Below are 23,535 nucleotides of genomic sequence, written 5' to 3'. Positions count from 1 at the left end.
GGAGGATGCGCGCGATAGACCGAGGGGGAGAGAGCGGGCGCGGACGGGTCGCCCACCCTGTCGGCGTTGCCGGCAGGAGGGAGGGAGGCGGGCGACCAGGCCGCGGTTACTTGGTCAGGATCAGCTTGTCGTTGCTGGTGTGCCGCAGGCGATAGAAGCGGTCGCCGTGCTGGATCAGGATTTCACGACGGCCCTTGAGCAGGGCTTCGCTGTCGATGACCTCTTCCGGCGGAACGACGCGGACCGGACGATCGCGGAGGGTCAGCGTTTCGGGGCGCAGCAGTACAGGTTGAGCATTCATGAGCATCTGGACTCGTGCGAGGGACGAGTTAAATGATAATGATTCTCAGTTGACAATCAACAACCATTCTCAATTTGATTGATGAGATTAATGATCGAATCCGGAAATTCGATAGCTTCTATCAATCAAAATGGCGTGGCGCTTTTGTAGAGTCGAGCCCTGCTCGACTGCTCTCCCAGGGCCGGAGTCGAGCATGGCTCGACTCTACAAAGGGCAGTCAGGCGAAGACGGCTTCGACCTGGGCCCAGCCGGCGGCATCGACCTGCTCCAGCACCTCCAGCGCCTGCAGGTTCTGCAGCAGCTGGCTGACCCGGCTGGCGCCGAGGATCACGCTGGAGACGTTCGGGTTGCGCAGGCACCAGGCAATGGCCAGGGTGGCCGGGGACTGGCCCAGCGCACGCGCCACCTCGCTGAAGCGGCGCACCTGGCCCAGCCGGGCCTTGGCGTCCGCCCCCAGCACCATGTCCTGCAACCACTCCATGCCCGGGCGGCCCAGCCGCGCATCGGCCGGGATGCCCTGGTCGTACTTGCCGGTCAACAGGCCCGAGGCCAGCGGCGAGAAGATGGTGGTCCCCAGGCCGGCACGCGCATACAGCGGTGCGTACTCCAGCTCTACCCGCTCGCGGTGCAGCAGGTTGTACTGCGGCTGCTCCATCGACGGTCCCTGCAGGTTGTGCGCCTCGGCGATGTCCAGCGCCTGCTGGATCTGCGCGGCCGACCACTCCGAGGTGCCCCAGTAGAGGATCTTGCCCTGCCGCACCAGCGTGTCCATGGCGTGCACGGTCTCGGCGATCGGGGCGTCCGGATCCGGGCGGTGGCAGTAATAAAGGTCCAGGTACTCCACCCGCAGGCGCTTGAGCGCGGCATGGCAGGCATCGGTCACATGCTTGCGCGACAGGCCGCGCTGGGTCGGCCGCGGGTCCTTGGCGCTGCCAAAGAACACCTTGCTGGACACGCAGAAACCGTCGCGCGGCAGCCGCAGGTCGCTGATCACGTCACCCATCACCTGTTCGGCGCGGCCGTTGGCGTAGCCCTCGGCGTTGTCGAAGAAGTTGACACCCTGGTCCCAGGCAGCCGCCACCAGGTTGCGCGCCTCGTCGCGTGGAATCTGGTCACCGAAGGTCACCCAGGCACCGAAGGACAGGGCGGAAATCGGCAGGCCGGTGGAGCCCAGGCGACGGTATTGCATGCAAATCTCCTGCTGCGGGCCCGCATCCGGGCCGGGATCGAGCCTCATTCTACCTGCCGCTGCCGGCCGCAACCCCTTGCCGTTGCTGGCCTGATCGGTACCGATGGACGCCTGCACGTTGCTTTTCCTTGCCCCGGCCCCGGCCCTGCACTAGGCTTCCCGTTTTTCGCGACGCCCCAGGGGAGTCACTCACATGGTCGAAGGTTTGGGCAGGATCGGCTTCGGCCTGTTCGGGTTGGCGGTGCTGATCGGCATCACCTGGTTGTTTTCCAACAACAAGCGCGCGGTTGACTGGAAGCTGGTTGCCACCGGTATCACCCTGCAGATCGCCTTCGCGGCGCTGGTGATCCTGGTGCCGGGCGGGCGCGACGTGTTCGATGCGCTGGGCCACGGCTTCGTCAAGGTGCTGAGCTTCGTCAACGAAGGCTCGGGTTTCATCTTCGGCTCGTTGATGGACACCAAGAACTACGGCTTCATCTTCGCCTTCCAGGTGCTGCCGACCATCATCTTCTTCTCGGCGCTGATGGGCGTGATGTACCACCTGAACATCATGCAGGCGATCGTGCGCGTGATGGCGTGGGCAATCACCAAGGTGATGCGCGTGTCCGGCGCGGAAACCACCAGCGTCTGCGCCAGCGTCTTCATCGGCCAGACCGAGGCGCCGCTGACCGTGCGCCCGTACATCGCCAAGATGACCCAGTCCGAGCTGCTGACCATGATGATCGGCGGCATGGCCCACATCGCCGGCGGCGTGCTGGCGGCCTACGTGGGCATGCTCGGCGGCGGCGACCCGGTGCAGCAGGCGTTCTACGCCAAGCACCTGCTGGCGGCCAGCATCATGGCCGCACCGGCCACCCTGGTCGTGGCCAAGCTGCTGATTCCGGAAACCGGCACCCCGCTGACCCGCGGCACGGTGAAGATGGAAGTGGAGAAGACCTCCAGCAACATCATCGATGCGGCCGCGGCCGGCGCCGGTGACGGCCTGAAGCTGGCGCTGAACATCGGCGCGATGCTGCTGGCCTTCATCGCCCTGATCGCGCTGCTGAACGCCCCGCTGACCTGGCTCGGCGATGTGACCGGCCTGGCGGCCGCGATCGGCAAGCCGACCAACCTGTCGACCATCTTCGGTTACGTGCTGGCCCCGATCGCCTGGGTGATCGGCACGCCGTGGGCCGATGCCACCACCGTCGGTTCGCTGATCGGCCAGAAGGTCGTGATCAACGAATTCGTCGCCTACACCGAGCTGTCGCAGATCGTGAACGGCCAGGTGGCCGGCGTGAGCCTGTCCGACGAGGGCCGCCTGATCGCCACCTACGCGCTGTGCGGCTTCGCCAACTTCAGCTCGATCGCGATCCAGATCGGCGGCATCGGTGGCCTGGCCCCGGAACGTCGCCACGACCTGGCCAAGTTCGGCCTGCGCGCGGTGCTGGGCGGTACCATTGCCACCTTCATGACGGCGACCATCGCCGGCGTGCTGACGCACTTCAGTTGAACCCTTGGTTGAGAAAAGATTCCCTATGAGCAGCAGTGTCGTTGTCGTCGGTTCCTTCAATGTCGATCACGTGTGGCGGTGCGAGTCGCTGCCGGCACCGGGTGCGACCATTGCCGGCCGCTACAGCACCGGCCCCGGTGGCAAGGGCTTCAACCAGGCCGTGGCGGCCTGCCGCGCCGGCGCCGACACGCACTTCGTGTGCGCGCTGGGCGATGACGCCGGTGGCGCCACGGCACGCGAACTGGCCGCGCACGACGGTTTCGGGCTGATCGCCGAAGCCAGCAGCGAGCCGACCGGCACCGCGGGCATCTACGTCGACGCCCGCGGCCGCAACACCATCGTGATCGGCCCGGGCGCCAATGCCGCGCTCAGCACCGACTTCCTGCACCAGCAGCAGGCGCTGCTGACCGGCGCCAAGGTGGTGCTGGTGCAGCTGGAATCGCCGGTGCCGACCATCGAAGCGGCGCTGGCCACCGCGCGCGAGGCCGGTGTCACCACCGTGCTCAACACCGCGCCGGCCGATGCCCCCTCGACCATCGGCCTGCTCAAGCTGGCCGATGTGATCACCCCGAACGAGACCGAGTTCGCCGCCCTGCTCGGCCGCCACGTCGGTGAGCGCGTGGACGCCAACGACGTTGCCGCGCTGGACGGTGCCAGCCTGCACGCGCTGTGCCGCAAGCTGGTCGGCAACGGTACGGTGGTGGTGACCCTGGGTTCGGTGGGCGTGTTCGTCTCGCATGCCGAAGAAAACCTGCGCGGCGATACCCAGCCGTACTACCGCGTGGGTGCCGAACAGGTGCAGGCGATCGACACCACCGGTGCCGGCGATGCCTTCAACGGTGCGCTGGCCGCGTCGCTGGCGCAGGTGGCCGATGCCCCGTTCGCGCGCCATGTGCGCTTCGCCAACCAGTTCGCTGGCCGTTCGACCGAGAAGGAAGGCGCCGCTGCAGCGATGCCGCGCTTCACCCCGGCCGACGCAGAAGTGAAGTAGATCCACGCCCTGCGTGGATGAACGAGCCCGGGCATGCAGATGCCCGGGCTTTTTCATGGTTCCTCCGCACGCCGCAACAGCCGCCCCGCTGCTATCGCCAGCAGCGCCACGCCGGCAGCCACCATGCCCAGCGAGCCCAGGCCCCAGCGCTCGATGGCACCGCTACCGAGCAGCGCGCCCAGCCCGATACCGGCATTGGCCGCCGACACGTTCAAGGTGCCGGCCAGCGCCTGGGCCTGCGGCGCCGCACGCATCACCCGTACCTGGCACAGCGGGAACAGCGCGGTATGCGCCACGCCCCACAGCGCCAGTGCGATCAACGCCCACGCGCCGTGTAAGGTCAGTCCAATGCTGCCCAGCACGCCCAGCGCCAGCACTGCGCAGAACACCAGCGTCGCGCCCAGTGGTGCACGATCCACCCAACGCCCGCCCAGTGCATTGCCGAGCAAGCCGACCGCGCCGAAGCCCATCAGCCACCAGCCCACCTGCGCGGCGGGAACCTGCAACAGGCGTTCGAGTACATCGGCCAGATAGGTATAGGCGGCGAACATCGCGGTGAACACCAGCACCGACAGCAGCACGTTGCCGAGCAGCCAGGGCTGGCGCAGCACGCGTGCCTGCTCGCGCAGCGCGCGACGCGGTCCGGCCTCGGTGTCCGGCATCCACAGCGCCAATGCCACCGACATCAACAGCGACAAAGCGGCCAGCAACCAGAAGCTGCCGCGCCAGCCGATGGCGTCGGCGGCCAGCGTCCCCAGCGGGATACCGAACAGCATTGCGGCGGTGATGCCCAGATACACCCGCGCCACTGCGCGCCCGCCCTGCCCCGCAGGTGCCAGTTGCGCGGCGGTTTCACTGGCGGTGCCCCAGAACACCGGCAGCGCCAGTGCCGGCAGCACCCGTGCCAGCGCCAGCAGCCACGGCTGCGTGGCCATCGCGGCCAGCGCATTGGAGCCGGCGAACAGCAGCAGGATGGCCACGAACAAGCGGCGCCGGTCGACGTGTGAGAGCAGCGCGGTCAGGGGTGGCCCGGCCAGCATCACGGTGAACGCAAACAGGGTGACCAGGTAACCAGCTCGGGCGATGCCCAGGCCGAGGTCGCGCGCCAGGGCCGGCAGCAGGCCGACGATCAGGAACTCGGTGGTGACGATGACGAAGGCGGACACCGCCAGCAGAACGACCGACAGGCCTGCGCGGACGTTGCCGTGTGCAGCGGGCATGGGGGAATCGAGGGAGGCCATGTAAGTGGGTGCAGGAACAGGGGCCGCCAGCCTATTTCCTCCCCGGGTTCCTATTACTGCTATGTTTTCCACCCATTCCGGACAGAATTTCCCAATGCTTCCCACCGAGCGCCTGCGCGGCATCGAGGCCTTCGTCGCCACCGCCGAGGCCGGCAGTTTCACCGCTGCCGCCGAGCGCCTGCACCTGACCAGCTCGGCGGTGGGCAAGACCATCGCGCGGCTGGAGGCGCGACTGGGCGCGCGGTTGTTTGAACGCAGCACCCGACGCTTGCGCCTGACCGAGGCCGGCGAAGGTTTCCATCGCACCTGCGTGCGGGTGCTGGGTGAGCTGGCCGATGCCGAATCGGTGCTGGCCGCGCACGCCGATGCGCCGGTGGGCCGCCTGCGCGTGGATGCACCGGCCACCTTCGGCCGCCTGAAGGTCTGGCCGCTGCTGCTGCAGTTGGCCGACGAATTTCCGCACCTGCGGCCGCAGGTGACCTTCAGTGACCGCTTCATCGACCTGGCCGAGGATGGTATCGATCTGGCGGTACGCATCGGTGGACCGGAGCCACTGCCGGCCACGCTGGGCAGCCGCCTGCTCGGCCATGAACGACTGCGCTTCTGTGCGTCCCCGGCCTACCTGCAGCGACAGGGGCTGCCGGCATCCGCTGCCGAGCTGGCCGACCATGATGGCGTGCTGTTCGGCCGAGCCGACGGCAGCGTCGGCCCGTGGCAGGTCGCCGATGCCGGCAAGCGCAGCGCTCCGCTGCAGGCCCGCGCACGGTTGGTGGTCGGCAGCGCCGAGGCGCAGCTGGCAGCGGTCGAGGCCGGCTTCGGTATCGCCCAGTTGGCCTCCTGGCTGGTCGACGACGCATTGGCACGCGGCAGCCTGGTGTCGATCCTGCCGGCGCTGGACTGCCCCGGCCTGCCGTTGCGCCTGCTGTGGCCGCAGGGCCGGCAGCGGCTGCCGCGCGTGGACGTGGCACTGGACCGGCTCGGCGCCGGCCTGCGGATCGATCCCGCACGGTGACCCGGCTGCGGCCACCTGTCGCATTGCCCATGCAGCGCCCCTCGCCCACCATCCGCGCAGCTTCCTTGCTCGGGCAGGACATGGACGGATTCCCCTGGTTGCTGGCTGCCGCCGCCGGTAGTGCCATTGCGGCCCTGTTGCATATCGGCTGCATCGCCTTCGGCGCTCCCTGGTACAGATGCTTCGGTGCTGGCCCACGCATGGTCCGGCTGGCGCAGGCCGGGCATTGGTGGCCGCCGCTGATGACTGCCGGCATCACCGCCGTGCTGGTGGGCTGGACCCTGTATGCCCTGGCCGGCGCCGGCTGGCACTCGCCACTGCCGGCCAGCCGCTGGGTGCTGCCCGCCATCGCTGCAGTGTTGCTGCTGCGCGCGGCGATGGGCTTCGGCTTGGCGCTGTTCCGCCCCGGCTACAACGGCGCGCGCTTCTGGGCGATCAGCTCGCTGGTCTGCCTGGGCCTGGGGCTGGCCTTCGCCATGGGTACCCGGCAGGCCTGGCAGAGCCTGGGGTAGCCGCCCACGATCGCCCGCCCCTGGGGGCGGCGGAAGCAACCGTCAAGCATCTGCTGATGCCGGTACGGCATGAGGTCGGTGCCGATCGGCCTGAACCGGACCGCGCCCGACACGGCCGTACCGCCGCCCGCGCCCTACAATGGGCGCATGCAGATCGGCCCGTACACCATTGCCCCCAACGTCGTGCTGGCGCCCATGGCCGGCGTCACCGACAAGCCCTTCCGCCTGCTGTGCAAACGGCTGGGCGCGGGCCTGGCTGCCTCGGAAATGACCATCAGCGACCCGCGCTTCTGGAACACGCGCAAGTCGATCCACCGCATGGACCATGACGGCGAACCGGCACCGATCAGCGTGCAGATCGCCGGCACCGAGCCGCAGCAGCTGGCCGAGGCTGCGCGCTACAACGTGGACCACGGCGCGCAGATCATCGACATCAACATGGGTTGCCCGGCCAAGAAGGTGTGCAATGCCTGGGCCGGCTCGGCGCTGATGCGCGACGAGCAGCTGGTGGCGCGCATCCTCGAAGCGGTGGTCAACGCGGTGGACGTGCCGGTCACGCTGAAGATCCGCACCGGCTGGGACTGCGACCACCGCAATGGCCCGCTGATCGCGCGCATTGCCGAGGACAGCGGCATCGCCGCGCTGGCCGTGCATGGCCGCACCCGCGACCAGCATTACACCGGCCAGGCCGAGTACGGCACCATCGGCGAGATCAAGGCCGCGCTGCGCATCCCGGTGATCGCCAACGGCGATATCGATTCGCCGCAGAAGGCCGCCTTGGTGCTGAAGCAGACCGGCGTGGATGCGGTGATGATCGGCCGCTCCGCGCAGGGCCGGCCGTGGATCTTCCGCGAGGTGGCGCATTACCTGGCCACCGGCGAGGAACTGCCGCCGCCGTCGCTGGCCGAGGTGCGCGACATCCTGCTCGGCCACCTGCATGCGCTGCATGCGTTCTATGGCGAACCGCAGGGCGTGCGCATCGCGCGCAAGCACCTGGGCTGGTATGCCAAGGACCGGCCAGAGAATGCTGCCTTCCGCGCGGTGGTCAACCGCGCCGAAGACCCGCAGAGCCAGATCGCGCTGACCACCGAGTACTTCGATCGCCTGATCGCCGGGGAACCGGCGATGCCTTCCGCCGCCTGACTGCGCCAGCCGCCTCGTAACCTGCCCGCCTGCCTTGATCCGTAGAGTCGAGCTTGCTCGACTGGCTTTCCCGAACAGTCGAGCAAGCTCGACTCTACAAGAGCACACCATGACGCCGCCGATCTCTTCCCCGACCTACCTGCACGGATTCTCCGGCACCGAACAGCAGCGCCTGATGACCCAGGCGCGCCTGCTGGAATCGAGCATCTTCGGCCAGATCGACTACGGCGGTGCGCGTCGCCTGCTGGAAGTGGGCAGCGGCGTCGGTGCGCAGACCGAGATCCTGCTGCGCCGCTTCCCCGAGCTGCACGTGACCGGCGTGGACCTGAGCGAAACGCAGCTGGCCACCGCACGCGAGAATCTGGCGCGCACGCCGTGGTGCAGCGACCGCTACACCCTGCAGCAGGCCGATGCCGGCGAACTGCCGTTCGACGCCCGCACCTTCGATTCGGCGTTCCTGTGCTGGGTACTGGAACACGTGCCGTCACCGGCGCGCGTGCTGAGCGAAGTGCGCCGTGTGCTGGCACCGGGCTCCCCGGTGTACATCACCGAGGTGATGAATGCCTCGTTCCTGCTCGATCCGTATTCGCCCCACATCTGGCGCTACTGGATGGCCTTCAATGACTTCCAGTACGACCACGGCGGCGACCCGTTCGTCGGTGCCAAGCTGGGCAACCTGCTGCTGGCCGGCGGTTTCCGCGACGTGCATACCGAGATCAAGACCATCCACCTGGACAACCGTGAGCCGGCCCGACGCAAGACGATGATCGCGTTCTGGGAGCAGCTGCTGCTGTCGGCGGCCGACCAGCTGCTGCAGGCCGGGCTGGTGGACGAGGAGACCGTGGAGGGCATGCGCCGCGAGTTCCGTCTGGTGCAGAACGACCCGAACGCGGTGTTCTTCTATTCGTTCGTGCAGGGCCGCGCGACGGTGTATTGAGCCGACGTTCTACTGCCAATTGAGGCAGTAGAGCCACGCCATGCGTGGCTGCCGCCGCCGATGCACCGCCATCCACGCATGGCGTGGATCTACGGATCAATGCACGGCGGCGTGGTCGACCGCACCCGGCGATGTCGCCGGCTCCTGCCAGATCCGCTGCCACATCGCGGCCAACCGGCGACCGACGTCAGCGCGCGCGGCAGGACTGCTGTAATCCATGCGCAACTGCTCGGGCCTGATCGCCCGCCATTGCCCATCGACCTGCTCGGCCACCGCGAAGTTGAAGGTGTAGTCGGGCTCCAGGCCCATGCGCAGATCGCTCAGCACCAACCGGCCCTCCACCACCTGCGCGCGCATGAAACCGCGGTTGAACCACTGCAGCCGCTGCACGGCGGGAATCGCAGATGCTTCGCGCAAGGCCTGCACGTTGGACGGATGGCCCTCGAACCGCATCGGGCCCTGGTCGGCCACCAGCGAGCGGTCCCCGACCACGTAGCCATTCGGGGTCATTGCCACCACCCGCCACAGCAGGGTGTTGAACGGCATCGGCACCGAGAAGCGCGGCGCATCGCCCAGGCCCATCGCGGCCAGGCTCTGTTGGGCGGCACGATCGACCTGTGCCTTGGCCATCAGGCCCCAGCCCAGGTAGCCGCTGCTGACCAGCAGGGCCACGCCCAGCGCCTTGCCCGCCCACGGCCGCGCGCGGCCGAACCAGGCCAGCACGCAGCCCAGCAGCAGCCACACGGTATAGGCCGGGTCGATGATGAAGACGCTGGAGCCCATCGTCGGGTGCGGCCGCAACGGCCACCACAGCTGGGTGCCGTAGACGGTGAACGCATCCAGCAGCGGATGGGTGACCAGCGCCAGCTGGATCGCCCAGAACCAGCGTACCGGTGACTGCGCGACCCGGCCGTTGCCGAAGCGCTTGAACAGCCACCAGATCAGCGCCGCCACCCACGGCAGCACCAGCAGCGAATGGCTGAAGCTGCGGTGGTCGACCATGTTGGCGACCGGGTCGGCCGCAGTGAAGCCCAGCCACAGGGCGTCGAGGTCGGGCAGCGTGCCGAGCGCGGCACCGGCCAGCAGGGCCGCGCGGCGATGGCCGGGCGGTGCGATGGCAGCGGCGACGGCGCCACCGAGCACGATCTGGGTCAGGGAGTCCATTGGCCGATGCTAGCGCGATGGCCGCGCGTTTGTAGAGTCGAGCTTGCTCGACTGTTCCGCCCCTGTAGAGTCGAGCTTGCTCGACTGCGGATAGAGCAGTCGAGCAAGCTCGACTCTACAAGAGCAGGTTCAGGCCGCCTGCGACAGGCGCGCGCCCGGCAGCTCCACCAGGGTCTGGCCGTTGTGGTCGAGCAGGCGCAGCGCGCCGTCATGGTCTTCGGCCAGCGCGGTCAGGCTCTCCACCCAGTCGCCATCATTGGCGTAGACCAGGCTATCGCGTTCAATCAGCGCGGCACGATGGATATGCCCGCAGACGATGCCATCCAGGCCACGCCGCCGCACGTCATCCAGCCCGGCCTGCACGAAGCGCTCGATGTAGCGCTCGGCCGCACCACTGCGCTTCTTCAGGAACTCCGACAGCGACCAGTAGCGCATGCCCAGCCGGCGGCGCACGGCGTTCAGCGCCTGGTTGCCGGTCAGGATGCGGTAGTACAGCCAGTCGCCGAACTTTTCCTGCAGCCCGCCGAAATGGGTCACGCCGTCGTAGTCGTCGCCATGCGCCACCAGCAGCCGGCGGCCGTCGGCGGTCACGTGGATCGCGCGTCGGCGCACCTGCATCGCCGGCAGCATCAGCCCGCACACCTGGCGCAGCGATGCATCGTGGTTGCCTGGGATGTAGATGATCTCGGTGCCGGCCCGGCGCAGCGCATGCAGGGCCTGGATGACTTCGCTGTGCGACTGCCGCCAGTTGGCGCGGCGATGGGCCATCCACCACAGATCGATGATGTCGCCGACCAGGTACAGGCGTTCGCAGCGCAGCTGCGAGAGGAACCTCGCCAGCTCGCTGGCGTGGCAATGACGTGAACCCAGGTGCACGTCGGAGACGAACACTGCGCGCCGGTGCGGCGACAGGTTCGCCGGCGCGCTCATGCCGCCGCCCCCGCGTCGCGCAGGTAGCGTTTGCGCTTGTTGGGCCGGATCGCGCACAGGTCCACTTCGATCAGGCCGTCGATCGAGTCACTGAAATCCGGGTCGACACCGAAGGCAAGGAAGCGCGCACCGCCAGGTTCGCACAGATCGGTGTACTGCCGGTACAGCGTCGGCACGCCGGTGCCGAGTGCGGCCAGGTTGGCCTTCAGCACATCGAATGCAGCGCCTGCATCCAGTTCACCGAAGCTCGGCGGCGCGGCGAAGTACTGGAACGGCCGGTTGGACTCGGCCAGGCCGGCGGTACCGCTGTAATAGCGCTGGTAGTACGCCACCAGCTGCTCGCGCGCATCACGCGGCAGCGCGGCGCTGATCGACACGGCGCCGAACAGGTAGCGGATGCCCGGCCGGCACTGCAGGTAGGCACCGATGCCCTGCCACAGGTAGTCCAGGCTGCGGCTGCCCCAGTAGTCGGGCACCACGAAGCTGCGGCCCAGTTCCAGGCCCTCGGCGATGTGGGTGATGGCATCGTCGGAGTACCGGAACAGCGAGGCGCTGTAGAGGCCGGACAGGCCGTGCCGGGCCAGTGCCTGCGCACCGCGCATGATCCGGTAGGCGCCGGCAATGCGCTGCGCGGTGGCGTCCCAGATCACGATGTGCTCGTACTGCGGATCGTAGTCGTCCAGGTCGCGGCTGCGCCCGGTGCCCTCGCCCACCTGGCGGAAGGTCAGTTCACGCAGACGGCCCAGCTCCAGCAGCAACGGCGAATCGGCGGTGCAGGTCGCCAGCAGGATCTGCTTGCCATCGGCGGTCTGGCCCAGCTGGGTCGCCGCGGCGATGCCGGCGGCCACCTGCGAAGGCGGCACCGGCGATGCCAGCGGCTCGGGTCCGGCGCAGGCAACCGCCCCGCCGGTCTCGCCATTGCGGCCCAGCGCATACAGCGCGCGACGCACCGCCAACAGCTGCGCCCCGGGATCGCCCGCCTTGCCCAGCTGCATCGGCTCGCCGATGCTCAGCCGCAGCGGACGGCCACGGCGGGTGAACATCTCGCGTGCCAGCAGCGCGGTGCCAGCCGGCTTGAACAGGGTCGAAGCGCCGTAGAACAGCGCCGAGTTGCGCGCCTCCACCCGCACCGGCAGCACTGGCGCGCCCGCAGCGCGGGCGAAGCGCACGAAACCGCGCTGCCAGCGACCATCGCGGATGCCGCGCAGTGACAGCCGCGAGACTTCGCCGGCCGGGAACACGATCACGCACTGCTCGGCGGCCAGCGCCTCTTCAACCGCATGCAGGCTGCCACGCTGCGCCTTGCCACCGAGGATGCGCACCGGCAGCAGCAGATCCTGCAGCGGCGCGATCGCGCCCAGCAGGTCGTTGGCTACGATCCGTACGTCGCGGCGGATGCGGCCGACCGCATCCAGCAGGGCCAGCGCGTCCAGGGCACCGGAGGGGTGGTTTGCCACGATCAGCAGGCGGCCGGTGGCCGGGATCTTCGCCAGCGCGGCCGGGTCCACCTGGTACTGGCCGTCGATGAATTCCAGGCCGGCGGCGACGAAGCCGAATCCGCGCAGGCCTGCGCTGCGCTGCAGGAAGGCTTCGATCTGGTCCAGCCGCGACCAGCGGCCGACGCTGCGCAGCAACGGCCGCGCCAGCTGGCCACGGCGGCCATGGAACCAATCGGGGAAGCGTTGCTGAAGGCGCTGTTCGAGTTCCTGCATGGCGGTTCCATTCATGCCCGGCGGCCGGTTTGGCCGACAGCCTGCGCCCGGCAGGCGGCAGCCATGTGGCGGTTTCGGGGCAGAACGATGACCGCATGCCGGATGTCGCGGGCAGCGCGGCCGGGGCCGTCAGGCCCCCGGCCCGTTGTCACGCTGGTGGAACACTGGACACCGAGGCTGAGCCCCAATCCCCGCCGGACGGCCCTTGCCGGGCCTACGCGGACTTAACCACCGCCAACCGGTACAGGTTCACAATGCACAGGCGGCGCACCCCGTGTATCATGCGCGCCCATCTTTCCATCCGAATCAAGGGATATACCGCCTGATGTCCAGCTATCTCTTCACCTCCGAGTCGGTCTCTGAAGGCCATCCGGACAAGGTTGCCGACCAGATCTCCGATGCGGTGCTGGACGCGATCCTGACCCAGGACCAGCGCGCCCGCGTGGCCTGCGAGACCATGGTCAAGACCGGTGTTGCCATTGTCGCCGGTGAGATCACCACCAGCGCCTGGATCGACCTGGAAGCGCTGACCCGCAAGGTCATCACGGACATCGGCTATGACAGCTCCGAGGTCGGCTTCGACGGCGCCACCTGCGGCGTGCTGAACCTGATCGGCAAGCAGTCGCCGCACATCGCCCAGGGCGTGGACCGCAAGAAGCCGGAAGAAATGGGCGCGGGCGACCAGGGCCTGATGTTCGGCTATGCCACCAACGAGACCGACAGCTACATGCCGGCCGCGATCCACCTGTCGCACCGCCTGGTCGAGCAGCAGGCCAAGATCCGCAAGAAGCGCAACTCGCCGCTGTCGTGGCTGCGCCCGGACGCCAAGAGCCAGGTCACCCTGCGCTATGAAAACGGCGTGGTCTCGGCCATCGACGCCGTGGTGCTGTCGACCCAGCACGCCCCGGGCATCAAGCAGAAGGACCTCATCGAGGCCGTCCGCGAAGAGATCATCAAGCCGGTGCTGCCGGCCAAGTGGCTGCACAAGGGCACCAAGTTCCACATCAACCCGACCGGCAAGTTCGAGATCGGCGGCCCGGTGGGCGACTGCGGCCTGACCGGCCGCAAGATCATCGTCGACACCTACGGCGGCTGGGCCCGTCACGGTGGTGGCGCGTTCTCCGGCAAGGACCCGTCCAAGGTCGACCGTTCGGCAGCCTACGCGGCCCGCTACGTCGCCAAGAACGTGGTTGCCGCCGGCCTGGCCGACCGTTGCGAAGTGCAGGTTTCCTACGCCATCGGCGTGGCTGAGCCGACCTCGATTTCGGTCACCACCTTCGGCACCGGCAAGATCAGCGACGACAAGATCGAGAAGCTGATCCGCAAGCACTTCGACCTGCGCCCGTACGGCATCATCAAGATGCTGGACCTGGTGCACCCGATGTACCAGCAGACCGCCGCCTACGGCCACTTCGGCCGCAAGCCGAAGGAGTTCAGCTACCTCAACGGCGAAGGCGAGACCGTCAACGCCACGGCCTTCTCCTGGGAGAAGACCGACCGCGCCGCCGCCCTGCGCGCCGATGCGAAGCTGAAGTAAGAAACACGAAGGGCCGCTCACGCGGCCCTTCTGCTTTCTGTAGAGCCGGCCGCTGGCCGGCTTTTTCATGGCTTCTGGAAACCATCGCGTGGTTGCCGGCCAGCGGCCGGCACTACCCGGTAACCGATACAATCCGGCGCATGTCGACCGAACTGAAAACCCACCAGCTGTCCATGACCGTGCTGATGTCGCCGGAGATGGCCAATTTCTCCGGCAAGGTCCACGGCGGTGCGATCCTGCGCCTGCTCGACCAGGTCGCCTACGCCTGCGCCAGCCGCTACGCCGGCAGCTACGTGGTCACCCTGTCGGTGGACCAGGTGATGTTCCGCCAGCCCATCGCGGTGGGCGAGCTGGTCACCTTCCTGGCCTCGGTGAACCATACCGGCACCTCGTCGATGGAGATCGGCATCAAGGTGGTGGCCGAAGACATCCTCAAGCGCAGCGTCCGCCACGCCAACAGCTGCTTCTTCACCATGGTGGCGGTGGATGAAGAGGGCCGGCCTACACCGGTGCCAACCTTGCAGCCATCCACATCGGACGAGAAGCGCCGCCAGGCCGCCGCGCAGATCCGCCGCCAGCTGCGCCAGGAAATGGAACAGCGCCATCTGGAACTGCTGGCGTCGAACCCGCCTTCGCCTGAAGAGTGATCGAGTGGCAGCGGTGGTCACTGCACGCCGCTACTCCTCTTCCTCCCGCAGATAGGGCGAACGGTAGCGCTGGATGTTCAACAGCGGATCGGCCTCCAACAGCGCAGACTCAGCATCCACCGACGACACGAGGTACATGTAGTAGTCGTAACCGAAGTGAACTTCGGCGGTCTCGCTCACCAGTTTGCACCAGATGACGTTGCGCAGCGCATCGCGCGCCACCCGCTCGATGCCGTCCAGATCCAGCGGCTGGCCCTCGTGGTAGTCGCGTGACTCACGCCGTTCAAGTGAATGGATACACAGCGAATCCACGCCAGCTGCCACGCAGAATCGCCGGATGGCATCGAGATAGGCGTTCTCCACGATCTGGTAATCCTCGACGGTAACCAACCTGCCCACGTCGCAGAATTCGGTCCATTCAGAGGGATGGGAGGACAGGTACCCCTCCGGCGTGTACTGCCAGTATTTTGTAATGCGCCAGGAATGAACGAGTTCCACTCAGTGCTCCATTGTCACCGGCCGCAACCAGGACTGCGGACTCCAGCCGAGCAGTACCTGCGCCGGCTGCCCGCCCTGGGACGCCACCACCAGGCCGTCCATCGCGGGCGCGAAACGCCGCTGGAAACCGGAGGGTTGTGCGGCGAACAGTGACCTCAGCGTCGCCATGGATTGCGCCAGGCCAGCGTCATCGAGGCGCGAGAGGAAGAACACCATCTGCCGCCACGCATAGGCACCACGCTTGCGGGCCGTCAGCCATGCATGCCAATGCGGAGCAACCTGCTGCAGGTCGGTACAGACCGCAGAAAAACCACGCTGGATCATGTCCGGCAGTTCCTCGGCCAGCACCGCGTCGAGCTGGAAACGGTCGAATAGAACCGCCAGGTTGTGGGTGGTCAGGATCTGCACCTGTTCGATCACTGCACCATTCGCGGCGGGCCCTGCCTGGCCCGGCGCAAGGTCTGCCCGAGCCAGGCACAGGCCCGCCAGATCGTCTACCCGATGCTGCGACCGTCGGCCCGTTCGGGGCCTCGGTTCGCCAAGCCGCTCGAGCATCATGCTGTCGATACCGTAGTAACGGGCGTACAGACTGCCTGCGGTGAACCGTCCGGCATGCCGTGCCGCTGCCGCGAACCCGGGGGCGAACGCGCCCATGAAGATATCTGCGGCCAGCTCTTCCGCCAGGGGCAGATCAGCACCAGCACTGTCCGCCAGGCTCCGCAGCTGCCGCAGCAGGGGGTTTGGCAAGGGGGTTTCCGGGTAGTGGCGCAAGGCAAGCGCCACGACGTCGCCCAGCATCCGCTGGGCGGCAGGCGTCCCGCGCTGCCGTTCGCTTTCCAGTCCAGCAGCCCATGGCAACTCCGCCATGCGCACCTGCGACTGCAGGTTCAACAGCAACAGTGAACGACGTGCATCGAAAGCGGTCCGGCAGGCGGCATAGAGACGACCATGCGCCGGATCGGTGAAGCCGCGCTCGGCAACCCGCGCACCCAGCTGCGGAAGCAGCAGCGCGAGCGACTCGAGCGAAGGAACCAGGCCGGCTTCGATAAGCTGTTCAACGGTGCCCTGCTGGCACCGGGCCACATGCTGTCGCAGCGTGCGGGGCAGAACGCTACCCGCCGCAACCAGGGAAGTCGCTTCATCCGGCTGCACGTCCCGCTGCAGGGAAGCAACATCCACGACACCGGCATCGGCAGGGAACAGGCGCAGACGATTGGCGGCGATGCGTGCGAGCGCAGCATGCGGAGGTGCAGCAACACTCTCCTGCTCGAAGCGCATGCGTGCCGCGTAGGTGTCCGAGTCAGGCACACCATGCTTGCCTGCGTGATCGTTCACGATCTGGCCCACGCGTGACCTCTGGTGTGGCGTCAGCACCACACCATCTACGCACAACGCCAGGTACTCCAGCAGTTCAACATCACGATGCCGGCTCGCCTTGCGCGCGGGTGATTGCCTGCGCAACGTGCGGAACGTGGCCACGGCCTGCTTCGCATCCGGCAACCAGTCCTGCGGGAACTGCATGCAGGGCTGGCCATCGCGCCAGGTCTGCAGGAGCAATCCGACAGCGGTCGCGTACAACGGGCGCCATTGCATCAGCACGTGATGCTGCGTCTTCACCCGTGCCGAACTCGTACGCCGCTGCAACTGCGCAACGACGGCGCCGGCGGTCTCCACGAAGAGGGTGAAGTCTCCCCCGGCCGGCAGCTTTTCAGTCCCGGCCGCCAACGGTACCGGCTCCGGATAGAAGCGAAGGCTCGGGAACCAGCCGACGATGGCGGCCAGAATAGCTTCCACCTGCGCATGCGCCCCCTGCTGCAGGAGCCAGGCCACGGTGAGCAGCGCCGACTCTTCCGGTACGCCGACGCGATAGTCGCCCTGCTGCAACCGCGCGTGCAGCCAGGCCATGCCCTCATCGCCCAGGCACCATGCGTTCAGGCGCTGCCGCTCATTGCCGGTGCCCGTGTCCAGCACCTGGGCCGCAAGGTGCCTTTCCCAATCCAGCAGGGGCCCACCGGCCAACAGCGCACCGGTGGCGAAGCCGCCGGTAACCACTTCCGGCGTTGCCCATGCGGGCGCCCCCTCGATGGGCGTTCGTGAGCCGTGCTGCAGCAGGTCAAGCGCCTTGCCGTCGAGCAGCCGGCTCCAGCGATCGACACGTGCCTGTGCGGACTGGCGCTGCTCTCGATTGGCAGCCTCCTGCAACGCGCGCAAAGCCCGCGTCATCTGGGCGCCAATGTAGCCGCTCCCTATCGTAGGCGGAGCATCGCGTTCGTCGTCCTTGGCCATCGCTGCTGGAATCCGTGTGGTCCGGGGGCTGGAATCGAACCAGCGCCCACCCGGTTAAGAGCCAGGTGTTCTACCACTGAACTACCCCGGAGTAGAGCCCGCATGCTGCCCAATCGTAGACCGCAGGGCAAGCGATGAAGGGCAGACGGGGATTCCTCTCCCCAGGAAAGTGGATCACCCCGTGTTCTGCACACCCTGCGAAACACCGTTCACGCACGCCACCAGCGCGCGCAGCAGGTCGTCATCCTCACGCCCGCTGGCCCGCCAGCGCTGCAGCAGGTCCACCTGCAGCACGCTGATCGGATCGACGTAGGGATTGCGCAGGCGGATCGACAGCGCCAACCGCGCATCGTGGTCGAGCAACGTCCGCTGCTCCATCAACGCCAGCAGCCAGTGCCGGGTGAGTTCCAGTTCGCGTTGCACCTGCGGGAAGAAACGGCCGTGCAGCTCACCGGACAGCTTCGAGAACTGCTCGGCGATGGTGATATCGCCCTTGGACAGCACCATCGCGATGTCATCCAGGAAGGTGCGGAAGAACGGCCAGTCGCGAGCCATCGCGCGCAGGGTCTGCTCGTGGCCGGCATCGACCGCGGCCTGCAGGCCGCTACCCACGCCGTACCAGCCAGGAATGACCGCACGCGCCTGGCTCCAGGCGAACACCCACGGAATCGCACGCAGGTTGCCCAGCGCGGCGTCCTGGCCCAACCGGCGCGATGGCCGCGAGCCCAGCGTCATGCGCTCGATCACATCGATCGGCGTGGCGGTGCGGAAGTAGTCCATGAAGCCGGATTGGCCGACGAAGGCGCGATACACCCCGCTGCTGGCTGCAGATACCGCGTCCATCACCGGCCGCCAGTCGTCCTCGCGCGGCTCAGGTGCGCGTGGCCGCAGGCTGGCGCGCAGCACCGCGCCGGTAGCCTGCTCCAGCGAACGCAGGGCCAGCGCACGGATGCCGTACTTGCGGTGGATCACTTCGCCCTGCTCGGTCACCCGCAGGCGACCATCGATGCTGCCACGCGGCGAGGCATCCACCGCGTGCGTGGTCTTGCCGCCACCGCGGCTGATCGAGCCACCACGCCCATGGAAGAAGGTCAGGCGGATGCCGGCCTCGGCCGCCACCTCCAGCAGTTCCACCTGCGCACGTTGCAGGCCCCAGCGCGAGGCGGCGATGCCACCGTCCTTGCTGCTGTCCGAATAGCCCAGCATCACCATCTGCACGTCGTCGCGTGCTTGCAGGTGTGCGCGATAGATCGGGTCGGCCAGCAGGTCGCGCAGGGTCGCGGTGCCGCGCTTGAGGTCATCCACGGTCTCGAACAGGGGGGCGATGTCCAGCGGCACCGAACCGCCCTCTTCCACCAGCCCGCCACGGCGCGCCAATGCGAGCACCGCCAGCACGTCACTGCGGTCATGCGCCATCGAGATGATGTAGCTGCCCAGCGCATCGCCGCCATGGCGCGCGCGCGCATCGGCCAGTGCGGCGAATACCGCATCCAGGCGCTGGTTGCCCTCGTCGTCACTCTTCGGCAGCGCGGCTTCACCACTGGCATGCGGCGCCAGCAGGCGCGCGCGGCCCACTGCGTCCAGGTCGTCCCAAGCAGTTTCGCCGCCCAGCACCGCCGCCAGCGCGCGCGCATGCACGCTCGACTCCTGGCGCACGTCCAGCCGTGCCAGATGGAAGCCGAAGGTCTTGACCCGCCACAGCAGGCGCTGCACGGCAAAGCCACCGGCATGCTCGCCGCGGTTGGCGCGCAGGCTGTCGAGGATCAGCTGCAGGTCGTCGATCAGTTCGTCGGGGCCGGCATAGGCGCCCTCGCCGTCGTCCAGCGTGGCCTGCAGGCGCGCGCGCATGCGGTCGTTGAGCAGGCGGTACGGCATGTCGGCATGGCGCGGCCGTGACTGTACCTGCGGCAGCAGCTGCTGGTAGTGCGCCACGCGCGCCTGCAATGCATCGCTGACCCCCACCCGCTCGGTGGACTGGCTGAGCAGGCTGGCCAGCTGCAACAGTTCCTTCTGGTAGCGCCCCAGTACCGCCTGGCGCTGCGCATCCAGCGTGTTGCGGATGGTGCTGGCATCCACGTTCGGATTGCCATCCATGTCGCCGCCCACCCAGGTGCCGAAGCGCAGCAGGCGCGGCAGCGGCAGTTCTTCGCCGTAGGTATCACGCAGCGCCTGCTGCAGCGATTCGTACAGCACCGGGATGACCCGGTACAGCACCTGCACCAGGTAGAAGCCGACGTGCTCGCGCTCGTCATCGACAGTGGGCCGCACCGGCGAGGAATCGGTGGTCTGCCACGACGCGGTCAGCGCCATGCGGAAGCGCGCGGCATCGGCCGCGGCTTCACCCGGCGTGCGCTGGCCGTCGAGATTGTCGACCAGGCTGGCCACCATCAGCTGCTCTTTCTCCAGCAGCGCGCGGCGCACGGCTTCGGTGGGATGCGCGGTGAACACCGGCTCGATGTCGATGCGCGGCAGCCACTGCGCCAGCTCGTCCAGGCCCACGCCCTGCGCCTTCAGGTGCTGCAGCGCGTCCTGCAGGCCATCGGGCTGCGGCGCGGCAGTGCCGGCCCGCTGGTAGTCACGCCGGCGGCGGATGCGATGCACGCGCTCGGCGATGTTGACCACCTGGAAGTAGGTGCTGAAGGCCCGCACCATGGTCTCGGCCTGCTGCGGCGAGCGCCCGGCCAGGCCATCGGCCAGCTCCGACAGCGGCGCCTGGTTCTCGCGGCGGGCGATGGCGCGGGTGCGCACGTCTTCCACATCGTCGAGGAAAGCGGCGGACACCTGTTCCACCAGCAGGTCGCCGACCAGCGCACCCAGCCGGCGCACGTCATCGCGAAGCGGAAGATCGGGAGAAGCGAACTCGATGCTGCTGCGGTACTCGTTCATCGGCGACGCACAGGCCTCGGTCAACGGATCCAGACCCCAAGCCTAAACCAGAACGGGCATCGTGCTGCGATGCAAAAATGGTTTCATCTGCATGCATCGCCTGATGTGACCGGAGGGGAAACACCGGCTGGAACCACCGTGCGGGAAACACCGACTGGGTAGAGTCGACTGTTAGTCGACTGCTCTCCTGTCAGGTCTTCGAAAGCCCGCGCTGCGCGCGATAGTCGACTAACAGTCGACTCTACCCAGTCGGCTCTACCCCGTCGCGTCACAGCGGCCCCCGTTGCGGGGGCCGCCGTCATGCGCGTCAGCGCTTCTTCTTCGCCTTGCCCTGCTCGGCCGGGCCGATGGTCTGCTCCAGCCAGCGCTCGCTTTCAGCCAGCATGGTCATGATCGATTCGCGTGCGCGGTAGGCATGCGATTCGTTCGGCAGCATCACCAGCCGCGCGCTGCCACCCAGGCCCTTCACCGCGGCGAACATGCGCTCGCTCTGGATCGGGAACGTGCCGGAGTTGTTGTCGTCGACGCCGTGGATGAAGAGGATCGGATCCTTGATCCTGTCGGCGTAGTTGAACGGCGCCATCTTCTGGTAGACGTCCTGCGCCTGCCAGTAGTTGCGCTCCTCGGCCTGGAAGCCGAACGGCGTCAGCGTGCGGTTGTAGGCGCCGCTGCGCGCGATGCCGGCCTTGAACAGGCGGGTGTGCGCCAGCAGGTTGGCGGTCATGAACGCACCGTAGGAATGGCCACCGATGGCGATGTGCTCGCGGTCGGTCACGCCACGCCGCACCACTTCATCCACCGCGGCCTGCGCATTGGCCACCAGCTGTTCGATGTAGGTGTCGTTGGGTTCCTTGTCGCCCTCGCCGATGATCGGCATCGACGGGCTGGCCAGCACCACGTAGCCCTTGGCCAGGAACGCCTGCGGGCCCCAGTAGCTGATCGCGTTGAAACGGTACGGCGAATCGGTGACCTGGCTGGCCGCGGCTGCGCTCTTGAACTCGCCCGGGTAGGCCCACATCAGCAGCGGGCGCGGGCCGTCGCGCTTCGGGTCGTAGCCCGGCGGCAGCAGCAGGGTCGCGGTCAGATCGACGCCGTCCTTGCGCTTGTAGCGGATCTGCTCCTTCTGCACGCCCTTCAGCTGCGGCAGCGGATGGGCAAAGTGGGTCAGCGCGCGCGGCGCGGCGCCGGCGTCGGCCAGCGACTGCACGTAGAAGTTGGCCGGCTCGTCCGGGTTTTCACGGCTCAGCAGCAGCGAACTGCCCTGTTCGTCCAGCAGCGCAACCGGCAACGAATAGCTCGGTGCCTGCGAGTGGAACAGGCGCGTCGCCTTGCCCGTGGCGATGTCGAAGCGATCAACAAACGGGCGGTCGCCTTCCGGCGAGGCACCGGCACCGGCCAGGTACAGGCTGCTGCCATCGGTGCTGGTCTGCAGCAGCGAGCGGCCGCGGTCGTCGCTGGACATCAGCGGCCGGCCCGGATCGGCGTAGCGGTCCTGCGCGTCGCGATCCCACAGCAGGCGCGGCTCGGCACCGGCGTTGTCCGGGGCGATCAGCCAGGTCTTGGTTTTGCGGGTCTTCCACCACGATTCGGTCAGCAGGGCCAGGTCGCCACGGCCCCAGCTGATGCCGGCCAGGCGGCTGCCGAGCTGGGCCAGGGTCACCGGCGGTTTGTCGAACGGTGCGGCCTGCATCAGCACCGCATCGCGCACCTTGGCCTCCCTGTTCGGGTCGCCGCCGTCCTGCGCCTCCGCCCACACCAGGGTGGCATCGGCATCACCGCGCCAGCGGATGTCACGCACGCCGGTCACCTCTGCATCGTTGCCGGTCGGCAGGCCTTCCACCAGCGGGCGCACCGCCACGGTGTGCACCAGCTTGCCGCTGGCACGGTCGATCACTTCGATGCGGCGCGGGAAGCTGTCCACCGGCACCACGTACGAGTACGGGCGCTGCACCGGCTGGCGCAGCACGTAGCGGCCATCCGGCGAAACCGAGAAGCCCATGAAGATGCCGGCCGCGCCGATCGGGCGGGTGTTGCCGTCGAGGCTGACTTCCACCGGCTGGGTGGTGGCGTAGTAGTCGAACTGGCGCGCGTCGGCTTCGTTCTTCAGCAGGTCCTGGTAGGTACGGATCGAGACGACGCCGCCGCCCTGGCTGGTCTGCTGCACGGCCGGGCCGGTCGGGATGCCGTCGGCGGCGGGGGCGGCGCCCAGGTTGGCCGGGCGGGTGAACACCACCAGCCCACGGCTGTCCGGCAGCCACTGGTAGCCACTGCCCATCACCGTGTTCAGGCCGGCGACCAGGCGGCGGGCGCTGCCGCCGGCCACATCCACCAGCCACAGTTCATTGGCGCCGCTGGCGGCGTCCACCTGGTTGAAAGCCAGCCACTTCTGGTCCGGCGACCACATCAGACTGGCGATCGACAGCGTGCCCGGCAGGCCGCTGATCGGCCGTTCCTTGCCGTCGGCCACGTTCATCAGCCACAGCTTCTGGCCAAAGCTGAAGCGGCTGTCGGAGAACGTGCGCGGGTTGATACGCTGGCCGGCCAGCTTCAGTTCCGGCTGCGCCACCACCTGGATCGAGGGCAGCGAAGGCATCTGCATCAGTGCGGCCACGTCGCGGCGCGGCGACAGGAACAGCGAGGGCGCGCGCGGCGCGTCGACCACCGCCTGCAGCGCGGCCGAGGGCAGTTCGTACGCCGTGACGCCCTGCGCCTGCGCCTGCGCCGCAGCCGGCTGCGGGGTGGCCGAGAAGGCCAGCGGGGCCACTGCCAGCAGTCCCATCGACAGGACCAGGCCGGTCCAGCGCCGTGCGCGGCGCGTGTGCATGCTCATCGTTCCACCTGTGTGATGCGTGAAAACACCGACCTTAACAGGCCGTGCATGCCTGCCCATCTGCCGATGGTTGGGTCATCCCTGTGTCATGACGGGGCCGCGATATAATGGGGGTTCTCCCCTGCCGAGGGGCGCTGCGACCGGATCCCACGAGGCCCGGCCAGGCTCGGTAAGGTGGCTATGCAACAACGGCGCCCGGCCAGATGCGAGCACCCGCTCGCCCACAA

18 protein-coding genes, 1 tRNA gene and 1 riboswitch are annotated in these 23,535 nt (G+C 67.9%); of the genes, 8 read left to right on the top strand and 11 right to left on the bottom strand.

The genetic code is table 11. The features are described 5' to 3' along the window. Positions 1-106 precede the first annotated feature (106 nt). Positions 107-301, bottom strand: coding sequence for a hemin uptake protein HemP (gene hemP, locus VN11_RS03465; protein ID WP_005412278.1), 195 nt, complete (start codon positions 299-301; stop codon positions 107-109). Between the two features lie 217 nt (positions 302-518). Then, entirely contained in the window at positions 519-1,490 is a 972-nt protein-coding gene (locus VN11_RS03460; protein ID WP_053448826.1) for an aldo/keto reductase, read from the bottom strand. A 193-nt stretch (positions 1,491-1,683) separates the two neighbouring features. Here VN11_RS03460 and VN11_RS03455 point away from each other — a divergent pair, with 193 nt between their 5' ends. Beyond that, positions 1,684-2,982 carry a NupC/NupG family nucleoside CNT transporter gene (locus VN11_RS03455; protein WP_004154263.1) on the top strand — a complete coding sequence of 433 codons (1,299 nt, stop codon included), beginning with the start codon at positions 1,684-1,686 and terminating at the stop codon, positions 2,980-2,982. A 25-nt stretch (positions 2,983-3,007) separates the two neighbouring features. After that, the gene (locus tag VN11_RS03450) at positions 3,008-3,973 is read left to right on the top strand and encodes a ribokinase (protein WP_049456910.1); all 966 of its coding nucleotides are present in this window, start codon (positions 3,008-3,010) and stop codon (positions 3,971-3,973) included. Positions 3,974-4,026: 53 nt separating this feature from the next. Here VN11_RS03450 and VN11_RS03445 read toward each other — a convergent pair whose 3' ends face one another. Beyond that, the gene (locus VN11_RS03445; protein WP_238581851.1) at positions 4,027-5,193 is read right to left on the bottom strand and encodes an MFS transporter; all 1,167 of its coding nucleotides are present in this window, start codon (positions 5,191-5,193) and stop codon (positions 4,027-4,029) included. Between the two features lie 115 nt (positions 5,194-5,308). Here VN11_RS03445 and VN11_RS03440 point away from each other — a divergent pair, with 115 nt between their 5' ends. From VN11_RS03440 to VN11_RS03425, 4 genes are all read left to right on the top strand, one after another. Continuing rightward, entirely contained in the window at positions 5,309-6,226 is a 918-nt protein-coding gene (locus VN11_RS03440) for a LysR family transcriptional regulator (RefSeq protein ID WP_053448824.1), read from the top strand. 80 nt (positions 6,227-6,306) lie between these two features. Next, positions 6,307-6,738, top strand: coding sequence for a hypothetical protein (locus VN11_RS03435; RefSeq protein WP_053448823.1), 432 nt, complete (start codon positions 6,307-6,309; stop codon positions 6,736-6,738). A 147-nt stretch (positions 6,739-6,885) separates the two neighbouring features. Beyond that, positions 6,886-7,881 (top strand): tRNA dihydrouridine synthase DusB, encoded by a 996-nt coding sequence (dusB, locus tag VN11_RS03430; RefSeq protein ID WP_053451243.1) that lies wholly within the window; start codon positions 6,886-6,888, stop codon positions 7,879-7,881. Positions 7,882-7,990: 109 nt separating this feature from the next. Then, a complete protein-coding gene (locus VN11_RS03425) occupies positions 7,991-8,818 on the top strand; it encodes a methyltransferase domain-containing protein (protein ID WP_049456913.1) in 828 nt (275 codons plus the stop codon). 96 nt (positions 8,819-8,914) lie between these two features. Here VN11_RS03425 and VN11_RS03420 read toward each other — a convergent pair whose 3' ends face one another. From VN11_RS03420 to VN11_RS03410, 3 genes are all read right to left on the bottom strand, one after another. Then, on the bottom strand, positions 8,915-9,982 hold the full coding sequence (locus VN11_RS03420; protein WP_053448822.1) for a metal-dependent hydrolase: 1,068 nt from the start codon (positions 9,980-9,982) through the stop codon (positions 8,915-8,917). Positions 9,983-10,111: 129 nt separating this feature from the next. After that, positions 10,112-10,912: a UDP-2,3-diacylglucosamine diphosphatase gene (locus VN11_RS03415; RefSeq protein WP_053448821.1), complete on the bottom strand. Its 801-nt coding sequence runs from the start codon at positions 10,910-10,912 to the stop codon at positions 10,112-10,114. Then, entirely contained in the window at positions 10,909-12,624 is a 1,716-nt protein-coding gene (locus VN11_RS03410; RefSeq protein WP_053448820.1) for a lysophospholipid acyltransferase family protein, read from the bottom strand. Before VN11_RS03410 ends, VN11_RS03415 begins: the two co-directional genes overlap by 4 nt. A 325-nt stretch (positions 12,625-12,949) precedes the next feature. Between VN11_RS03410 and metK the strand changes: the two genes are divergently transcribed. Together metK and VN11_RS03400 are read left to right on the top strand one after the other, a co-directional pair. Then, positions 12,950-14,161, top strand: coding sequence for a methionine adenosyltransferase (metK, locus tag VN11_RS03405; RefSeq protein WP_004154246.1), 1,212 nt, complete (start codon positions 12,950-12,952; stop codon positions 14,159-14,161). A 140-nt stretch (positions 14,162-14,301) separates the two neighbouring features. Next, positions 14,302-14,808, top strand: a complete 507-nt coding sequence (locus tag VN11_RS03400; protein WP_053448819.1) for an acyl-CoA thioesterase — start codon at positions 14,302-14,304, stop codon at positions 14,806-14,808. Positions 14,809-14,838: 30 nt separating this feature from the next. Here the strand turns inward: VN11_RS03400 and VN11_RS03395 are convergent, their stop codons facing one another. The 5 genes from VN11_RS03395 to VN11_RS03375 form a co-directional block, all read right to left on the bottom strand. Continuing rightward, on the bottom strand, positions 14,839-15,306 hold the full coding sequence (locus tag VN11_RS03395; protein ID WP_148564928.1) for a hypothetical protein: 468 nt from the start codon (positions 15,304-15,306) through the stop codon (positions 14,839-14,841). After that, the gene (locus VN11_RS03390; protein ID WP_053448817.1) at positions 15,307-17,592 is read right to left on the bottom strand and encodes a hypothetical protein; all 2,286 of its coding nucleotides are present in this window, start codon (positions 17,590-17,592) and stop codon (positions 15,307-15,309) included. A gap of 19 nt (positions 17,593-17,611) precedes the next feature. Beyond that, positions 17,612-17,683: transfer RNA gene (locus VN11_RS03385), tRNA-Lys, on the bottom strand. Positions 17,684-17,766: 83 nt separating this feature from the next. Then, positions 17,767-20,478: a phosphoenolpyruvate carboxylase gene (ppc, locus tag VN11_RS03380; protein ID WP_053448816.1), complete on the bottom strand. Its 2,712-nt coding sequence runs from the start codon at positions 20,476-20,478 to the stop codon at positions 17,767-17,769. A gap of 307 nt (positions 20,479-20,785) precedes the next feature. Continuing rightward, positions 20,786-23,308, bottom strand: coding sequence for a S9 family peptidase (locus tag VN11_RS03375; protein ID WP_053448815.1), 2,523 nt, complete (start codon positions 23,306-23,308; stop codon positions 20,786-20,788). Positions 23,309-23,428: 120 nt separating this feature from the next. Beyond that, a riboswitch (S-adenosyl-L-homocysteine riboswitch) is annotated at positions 23,429-23,512 on the top strand. Positions 23,513-23,535: the final 23 nt, after the last annotated feature.

This window comes from Stenotrophomonas maltophilia (genome assembly GCF_001274595.1).
In the GTDB taxonomy this organism is placed as follows: domain Bacteria; phylum Pseudomonadota; class Gammaproteobacteria; order Xanthomonadales; family Xanthomonadaceae; genus Stenotrophomonas; species Stenotrophomonas forensis.
Note: the sequence above shows the minus strand (reverse complement) of the source record. Positions and strands in the feature narration are given on the sequence as shown.